At 32.6% G+C, this 8,589-nt stretch carries 5 protein-coding genes and 2 pseudogenes; all 7 read right to left on the bottom strand.

Annotation, left to right across the window (positions count from 1 at the left end):
• Positions 1-1,231: pseudogene (locus K324_RS15250) on the bottom strand (filamentous hemagglutinin N-terminal domain-containing protein); the annotation flags it as partial.
• Between the two features lie 20 nt (positions 1,232-1,251).
• The gene (locus tag K324_RS0108960; RefSeq protein WP_026748850.1) at positions 1,252-2,778 is read right to left on the bottom strand and encodes a DKNYY domain-containing protein; all 1,527 of its coding nucleotides are present in this window, start codon (positions 2,776-2,778) and stop codon (positions 1,252-1,254) included.
• Position 2,779: 1 nt separating this feature from the next.
• Complete coding sequence (locus tag K324_RS16415) at positions 2,780-5,503, bottom strand: hemagglutinin repeat-containing protein (protein ID WP_026748851.1); 2,724 nt, start codon at positions 5,501-5,503, stop codon at positions 2,780-2,782.
• A gap of 135 nt (positions 5,504-5,638) precedes the next feature.
• The gene (locus tag K324_RS16420) at positions 5,639-5,956 is read right to left on the bottom strand and encodes a hypothetical protein (protein WP_026748852.1); all 318 of its coding nucleotides are present in this window, start codon (positions 5,954-5,956) and stop codon (positions 5,639-5,641) included.
• A gap of 343 nt (positions 5,957-6,299) precedes the next feature.
• The gene (locus K324_RS0108975; RefSeq protein ID WP_026748853.1) at positions 6,300-6,767 is read right to left on the bottom strand and encodes a hypothetical protein; all 468 of its coding nucleotides are present in this window, start codon (positions 6,765-6,767) and stop codon (positions 6,300-6,302) included.
• Positions 6,768-6,857: 90 nt separating this feature from the next.
• Positions 6,858-7,091, bottom strand: coding sequence for a DUF7336 domain-containing protein (locus K324_RS0108980; protein ID WP_026748854.1), 234 nt, complete (start codon positions 7,089-7,091; stop codon positions 6,858-6,860).
• Positions 7,070-8,589, bottom strand: a pseudogene (locus K324_RS16425) (hypothetical protein); the annotation flags it as partial. The gene K324_RS0108980 and the pseudogene K324_RS16425, both read right to left, overlap by 22 nt.

The raw sequence follows: 8,589 nt of genomic DNA on the forward strand, positions 1-8,589 counted from the left end.
CAGTTCCAGTCGCTATCTGTCTTCCTGCCACTCCATTTACAATATGGCTTGCCTCTTCTGCAAGTGTTCCGATTAATCCTGCCTTTGTTGAGTTCTCTTTTGCATTTATGTTGATTATTATTGTATGTACTCCATCTTTTGAAACGTATGCTGTTCCTGCCTTGTTTTTCATCTCAGGAGTATCTTCGCCAGTTGTATATTTTACGTCAAGGTTGTATCCTAAATCCTTGTAGGCATCTTTCCAGGCTGAAACTACATCTTCTGACTTGTCAGCTTCATTAAGTCTTTTACCTGCTATGTTGTTTACAGTTTCACTAAGTCTTACCTCTCTAAGCTGTCCAAAGAAGTTTCTGTTGTCATCTCCTCTGTCGTTGATTGACTCCTTGATGGCTTTTTTCACATCTGCTATCTCTTTTTTGGCTTTCCCAATATCCTCTTTCAATTTAGCTGGATTAGTAGCATACTCAATAGTCTGGCTCTCTACATTGATATTAGTGCTGCTGTGAGTGTCCCTCGTTACTTCATTGGCTTTTGCTAAATCCCTGTTTATTGGGCTTCCCTCAGCTCCTGCTATCTCAACATCTCCGACTACTGTATTTCTTGTGATACCTTGCTTGTCCCTGCTGTCCTGATTAAATCCAACGTTTGTAATTCTCGGTTTCCCTGTTGAAATTCCAAGTGATCCGCCTGTTGTCTTCATTGTGTCGTGATTCTGTATGTCTTTTCCAACGTAATTGTCAATCTTGAATGTGGAGTTTCCTTCCTTTCCAATTACAGCTCCAGTATTCTCAAGCGTTTCTACGTGAAGATTACTTCCTTCTCCGATAATGAATGTGCTTTGATTGTCTACAAATGCTCTTGAGCCGTTTGTTCTGCTTCCGTTTATGTTTACAGAGCTTGGCACTCCGTTTGCACTTATTCCAAGGCTCATTCCGCTTGAGCTTCCAGTTGTTGGGCTTGTGTTCTGTCTTGAAATAACTTCCACTTTTCCGCCTTCCTGGTTAAAGCCGTTTAATACCATTGAGCCTGTGTTGTTGTGGACTTCATTTACGTTTTTAAAGTTACCGTTTGCATAGACAGTTTCAACTGTATTCTGGTTGCTTTGGCTAGCTGAAATGCTTCCGCCATTTCCAGTAGTCTGCAACTTATGTCCATAGCCAATTGTAGCCCCTGCATTTATTCCTCTGCTTGAACTATAGCTGTTACGAAGTTCTCGTGAGTCGATTTTCATATTTATGTATAATTATAATGTTAATATATTTCGGGAGTATATTTTTCATTGCAATATTCATTGAAAATATTATAACATCTATCAATGTAATTTCCATTTATATCCCTTGAATTAACTTCATCCATAATTTCGAATGTACTCCTGTCAATATTTTCTAATATTTTGCCTTTATAAAAAATATTATTCTTATCACTAATATAATTTTTATTAATTATTCTAATTGAATTTTTATCTATTTTTTTTATTTTTTTATCATAATAATAAATATTACTATCATCAGAATAATAATTAAAACCTATATTCCTAAATTTTTTTGAGTTTTCTACTTTAAAACTGTGAAGTCCACCATCAAATATAAAATAGTAGATTTCATCATTTATTGCAATAAAATTATCATCTATTATTTTAAAAAAATCTTTTTCTATTTCTGACTTCTTGTCAGATTTAAAATATACTTTATCATCTGTAACTAAAAATATTTTATCAATTACTTGAATTTTTTTAGGAATAAAATTTAAATAAATTTTATCACGGTAGTAAACATTATTTCTATCTTTTGAATAATCATAGCCTAAAATTTCAAATGTATTTTTATCAACATTTTTTATAATTTTATTTTCAAAATAGATATTATTTTTATCTTTTGAATACTTATCTCTGATTATTTTAAAAGTTTCCTTATCAATTTTTCCAATTTGATTAGTTTTATAATAACCTATTCCATTATTTATAAAATAATCTTTTGAAATTACCTTAAAATCTAATAAATCAGAACTTAAATTAAGTTTATAAATCCAAAATTCATTATCTATATCAGAATCAGTAACAATATAAATATTATTTTTATTTCTAAAATAGTTTTCGCCAACATTTTTTAAATCTTTGTCTTTTAGTTCAATTCCATTTAAAAATTTTATATTAATTCCATTAAAGTAAATATTATCTTTATCTTTTGATATTCCATATTTTAAATTTTGAAAAGTATTCAAGTCAATATTATCTATTTTTTTACCTAAATAATAAATATTTTCTTTTGAAATTAAATATTCATCTTGTATTTTCATATCTGAATTTATCTTTATTCTATTTGTTATTTTTGCTAAATTTTTATTAGTAAAATTTTTTCCATAAACCGAATAATCTTTACTTTTATATTCATTAATTCCATAATAATAGTAGTTATCCTTTATATAATATTTATTGACTAATTCTATATCCTTTGTGTTCAAATTATTACTTAAAATCTCACCATTATAAAAAATTCTATATTTATCTTTAGCTATATTTTGTGATAACACCTTAAATGTCTTTGGATCAGAAAAATCTATTCTCTTTCCTTTATAAAAAGCACTTAGACTATCTTTAGCATAAGTATCATCAATTATTTCAAAACTTTCCTTATTAATAAATGGTAATTCGTATTCTTTTTTAGAGCCTTCAATTTCTTCTCTATAAAATATAGTATTATTTTTAATAATGTAACCCAAATTTTTAGGGTAAGTGAAGCTGCTAATAGCGAATATTAAAATAAAAATATTCTTTTTCAACTTAATCACCTCTTATTTTTTCTTCCAATTCTTCATTCCAACTTTTGATTATATTCAAATCATGAAACTGATTATTAAATATAATATTTGGTACAGCTTCTGATCCACTTTCAGTTGAAAACCTATTTTTATTTAATGGATTTCTATAATCATCTGAAACACCAAGATATTTTAAAGTTCCTCTATGTCTTATAACATCTACAGGAGTAAATATCCAAATACTAGGTTTTATAATATCCGTGTCGTTTATTCCAATTTTTCTAGGAGTAACTACTGATAATTCTCGATTATGATAATATGTATATAATGTATCCGAAGTAACATTGTTTCTCAATAAATATTCATTAGTCTCATCAGGAATATGTGGTAGAGGAATTAAAGAAAAATAATTTGCTGATTTTTTACTACCAGACGATATCTTCTTACCATCCCCTGTAGTAACGTTATATCCTGGTATATTTTTATCAAAATATAAATCATAAGAGGCACCATGACTATGATAACCTGCAACAATTTCTAGTTTAACTTGTTTATCTAAAGATTTTTTTAGAGGATTAATATAAAATTTTTCTGCTAGTCCTAAATTTACAGAATCTCCCTTATCTCTATTTGCAGGAGTATACATATACCCTGTCTTAGTTCCATCCGTGACTTTATAAATTATTCCACCATATTCAAAATTATTGTCTTTTCTACTTGAATATTTACTTACTTCATTTAAAATATCATAGTGTGCGTCATCAAGATAAATAAAATATTTTTTGCCTTTAATGATAACAAATACATCATTTTCTGAAATTTTACCATTCTTTATATCTTCAACTTTATGAATAATACTTGATACATCTTCCCCATAAACACTTCTACCATCACTATAATTTCCATACAGAAATTTATTTTCTCCATCATAACTAATAATTTCATCAGATAACTGTTCTGAATAATTTGGATCTGGTAATTGAACTACTGTAAATTTAGTATTGTTATTAAAATTAAAATTTTCTTTTATTTCAGAAATTAAAATCTCTATTTTTTTTCTATATTCCATCGGATTTGTTATTGCTTCAATAGTCTGGCTCTCAACATTGATATTAGCCGAATGTTGTTCATCTTTCGTAACTTCATTTGCCTTTCTTAAGTCCCTGTTTATCTCATCTCCTGAAGATTCTCCTACCTCAACATCTCCGACTACTGTGTTTCTTGTAATACCCTGCTTGTCCCTGCTGTCCTGATTAAATCCAACATTTGTAATTCTCGGTTTCCCTGTTGAAATTCCAAGTGATCCGCCTGTTGTCTTCATCGTGTCGTGATTCTGAATATCTTTTCCAACATAGCTATCAATCTTGAATGTGGAGTTTCCTTCCTTGCCAACTACAGCTCCTATATTTTCAAGCGTTCCAACGTGAAGACTGCTTCCTTCTCCGACAATGAATGTGCTTTGGTTGTCTACGAATGCTCTATCTCCATTTGTTCTGCTTCTATTTATATTTACAGAGCTTGGCATTCCATTTGCACTTATTCCAAGACTTATTCCGCTTGAGTTTCCAGTCGTTGTACTTGTGTTCTGTCTTGAAATAACTTCCACTTTTCCAATGTTTCCAGTTAATTTTCCACCTTCCTGATTAAAGCCGTTCAATACCATTGAGCCTGTATTGTTGTGAACTTCATTTACATTCTTGAAGTTTCCGTTTGCATAGACAGTTTCAACTGTATTCTGGTTACTTTGACTAGCTGAAATGCTTCCGCCATTTCCAGTAGTCTGCAATTTGTGTCCATAGCCTATTGTAGCTCCTGCATTTATTCCTCTGCTCGAACTGCTTGAGCTGTAGCTGTTGTGAAGTTCCACAGCTTCCTTCTGAATATTTGCAACGTTGTTGTAGATGAATGTTCCGCCCTGAGCCTGTGTTCCCTGATACGTTATGTTGTTTACATTATTGTAGGTAATGCTTGAATTTTCATCCATTGGCTTTAATGTTGTTACGGCCGCACCTTCAGTATGGGAACTTGTGTTGCTTCTTGAACGTGTAAATCCGGCGTTTACTCCGATGTTGGCGTAGAAGTTGCTGTTTGCCATGGCATCCCTTGCACCTTTTGCACCGACGCTTCCATTTACATAGTTTGTCTGTCTTGTCCCTTGATTATCTGCAAGCCCCTTAATTGTACCAGTTGCGGCATTTATCGCTTCCATAGCTCCGCCTGCCGTATCGCCATTCTTAATCTGACTTACAGCTTGGCCAACCTGTTTTGCCCTGTCCAATGCTGGGCTGTTTATTCCTGCTGATATTGTAAATCCGCTGCTCTTGCTTGAAGTATGCACATCCCTTGTATCAATTCTTGCACCATATTTTACATCGCCGTTATTGATCTGGATATTTCCATATTCAAAGTTTGTGGCTGTAATTTCTGCACCCCTGTTTAAGACTGAGCCATTTCCAACTTGCAGATTGGATTTTGCATTTTTTGTACTCTTTTCATCGTATGTGTTCTGTGATTTTCCATATCCAGCTGAAATTGTGCCGTGACTTATTCCGCCAGTAAATCCTTTGCTCCTGTTCTTTTCGTAGTAGCTGTTGTGCAATTCTCTTGAGTCCGTTGTAACTTTTCCGCCTACAAAGGTGTTTTCCCCAAGAACAATGTTACTTCCTATCCCTTCAACATCACCACCGTGGCTTATTCCGCCAGTAAATCCTTTGCTCCTGTTCTTTTCATAGTAGCTGTTGTGCAATTCTCTTGAGTCCGTTGTAACTTTTCCGCCTACAAAGGTGTTTTCCCCAAGAACAATGTTACTTCCTATCCCTTCAACATTTCCTGTAATTACAGCATTCTTTCCAAGCTGTAAGTTGCTTGCAACGTTTTCTTCCTAGTGAGCATTTACATAACGGCTGTCTGAAGATAGGAACCCTTTATTCGTTCTCTTTGATTCATTTTCATAGCTGTTCACTACTGATTCAACATTTACATTTCCGCTGACTGCAAGTCCATTAGTATCTCCGCCTGCAAAAGTTGAGCCTACTAGGTTCATATTCCCAATTCTTCCTGATGTCGTGTCTACAACTATTCCAGCTCCCAGGTGAGTTGTCTGGCTATATCTTCCGTAGTTGTCGCTGTCTACTCCGTTTCTGTCTTCCCCGCTTAATTTCAAGGCATTTGCATTCAGGTTATTGACATCCCAGATCATATTCTTAGTTGACAGAGCTCCACCAGTTGTAGTATATTCATTAGCCTTGATGTAAGTTGTCCCGTCTGAAGATATCTCTCCAAGCGAAGTGGCTTTATCGTGCCAGCTGCTGTCGTATCATAGCCTTTTTTTCTCTTTTCAATATTTAATTCTAAATACTCGTAACCTTTTCTTAACTTTATTGGCTTTGTCGTATCAATAGTTACTGAATTTTCAAAATTTATTACATTAATTATTTAGAATGTATAAAAACGAAAGAAAAATAATCGCTGTCTTTTATAACAAAATGATTATTTAAAATTTTTTATGAACAATCCAACACTTTAAATTATTGTACCTATGCCTATTTTTCTACTTCATCCAAAATATATTCTTCTATATAAAAATTAGAAATATGTGAAGAAAAACCTTCTATTTTTTTGTATTCTTTTATTTTATTCTTAGCTTCTAATTTTGACAAACATATTGAGAGAATACGGTGTTTTTCCTTTATTTTCTCTGTATCAACGTAATAAAAGTGTGAAAGCATATATAATTTTTTATTTTTTGAGTTATTAATTTTTATGTAATTATCTTTATAATGTGTAACATAACCATCTTCCCATCCTAAATTTTTATCAACTTTATGTTTTACTATCCAAAATCCATCCAGATGAGAAGAAAATCCTCTTATTTTCTGGTATTTTAACAATGCTTTCAGTGCTTCTTTTTTAGTACAATATGCACCTAAAAACCTGCTTTCCTCATTCCACTTATATTTATCATATACGTCTCCATAATCATATTCATGTGACAAAATCCAAATTTCCATTTTTTCCTGCTTTCTAAATTATCAATCTTCTCTTTTTACACTTAACAAGTACTGTTTAGAATAAAACTAATAAATTTATTTTTTAATTATTCATTTTAAACATTTTGATTTAAACCCTTTTGTATAATAATTTTTCCCAATAATCATTGTTTTTATTTTAAATCCTTCAGGGAAATCTTTAAATCCTTCTTGTAATTTTCTCTTTTCTATAATTTCTTTAGCTTTTTCCTTATTTGAAAAAAATCCTATTAATGCTCTAAAGTTTTTATTATCATCAAAATATAGCATGTAAATTTTTTGTTTTACTTGTTTACTGAATTCCATGCACTATTTCCTCCTCTGTCAATTGATTTTTTTATTTGATTATAATCTGATGTAGGTCCTTTATCCCACCCACCCTCTCCATATCTTTCATCTAAAATTCTCTTCAAATATGCTTCTCTATCCTCTCCTTTTTTTGGTGGTTTATTATCCTGCCAACTTGGATGTCTAGTTGACCTTTCTTTTTGACTTTTTCTACTTTGTTTTTTAGCAAATATTCTAACACTATTTCCAATAGTGTTTGCAACATCAACAGCTTTACCAGCAGCTTTTGATGTGTTGAGTTGTTTTTTTATTTTGGCATTATTTTCCATAAGCCATGCAGCTCCATTTAAAGCTCCACCTACCACATCTGCATAAGGATAAGATCCATCAGCTTGGCTTATCGCTGAACCCAAAGCTCTTAAATCTTCTGGTTTCACTTCCAAGGCTTTATCACTCGTAACCTCACTATCCACATCCATAACAGCCTCATTAAGCTCTCCTGTACTTATACTCCCAGTCTTGCCTTCCCTAGCCCTCTTCATCATGTCATCATAGGCCAGTTCTCCTGCTACGGTTGACTTCAACTGCCCCTCATCATTTTCTTTCCCTTTTCCAGTTTTCAAGTCTTCAGATATTTTCCATTCTCTTGCTATTCCTGCCCGTATTACTGCTTCATCCGTTATATTCTCATCTACGAAAATTTTGTTAGTAATTTTGTCATAGAAAATACCAGGTACTTCACCCTTTTGAGCTAGTTTATCTACTCTAGCTCTTACTTTTGGTGGTAAATTCGGATTATCAGGATCATATTTTTCTACTGCTGATATATCAAGCTCTTTTAATATTTTCTCTGAATTTAAATCTCCAGTTGCTATTAGATTCATTTCAGGAGCTGTCTTAACCCTTATTATGCTTTCCTTGATTTCATTGATTGTTCTTCTTTCAGGATCTCCAATGTCGCTGCTCTTTCTTCCATTTACAGCATTTTCTATGGACTTTAATATAGTTTCTCCTGTAGCTTTTCCTTCAAGTATTGCTACTTCCAGATCTTCCTTGAACCTTGTTGGATTTGAAATATATTCTATAACCTGTGGCTCCACATTGATATTCGTGCTTCTGTGAGTATCTTTCGTTATTTCATTTGCCTTTGATAAATCCCTGTTTATCTCATCTCCTGAAGCATTCTGTATCTCCACATTTCCAACTACTGTGTTTCTTGTAATACCTTCCTTGTCCCTGCTGTCCTGATTGAAGCCTGCACTTGTGATTCTTGGCTTTCCTCCAAGCGAAGCTCCTATTGAGCCTCCAGTAGTTGTCATTGTGTCTTCATTGTAGATATTTTTGGCTATATAGTTGTCAATCTTGAATGTTGTGCTGTTATCGCTTTGTTTTCCAATTACTGCACCAGTATTTTCGAGAGTTCCAACATGAAGATTGCTTCCCTCTCCCACAATAAATGAACTTTGATTATCTACAAATGCCCTGTTTCCATTAGTTCTGCTTCCGCTTACATTTA

This window comes from Leptotrichia trevisanii DSM 22070, from assembly GCF_000482505.1.
In the GTDB taxonomy this organism is placed as follows: domain Bacteria; phylum Fusobacteriota; class Fusobacteriia; order Fusobacteriales; family Leptotrichiaceae; genus Leptotrichia; species Leptotrichia trevisanii.

What these genes read in the sequence shown, in the direction of transcription:
- K324_RS0108980 (WP_026748854.1), bottom strand. Translation starts at nt 7,091, where the DNA reads ATGGAATTCAGTAAACAAGTAAAACAAAAAATTTACATGCTATATTTT.
- K324_RS16420 (WP_026748852.1), bottom strand. Translation starts at nt 5,956, where the DNA reads ATGATCTGGGATGTCAATAACCTGAATGCAAATGCCTTGAAATTAAGC.
- K324_RS0108975 (WP_026748853.1), bottom strand. Translation starts at nt 6,767, where the DNA reads ATGGAAATTTGGATTTTGTCACATGAATATGATTATGGAGACGTATAT.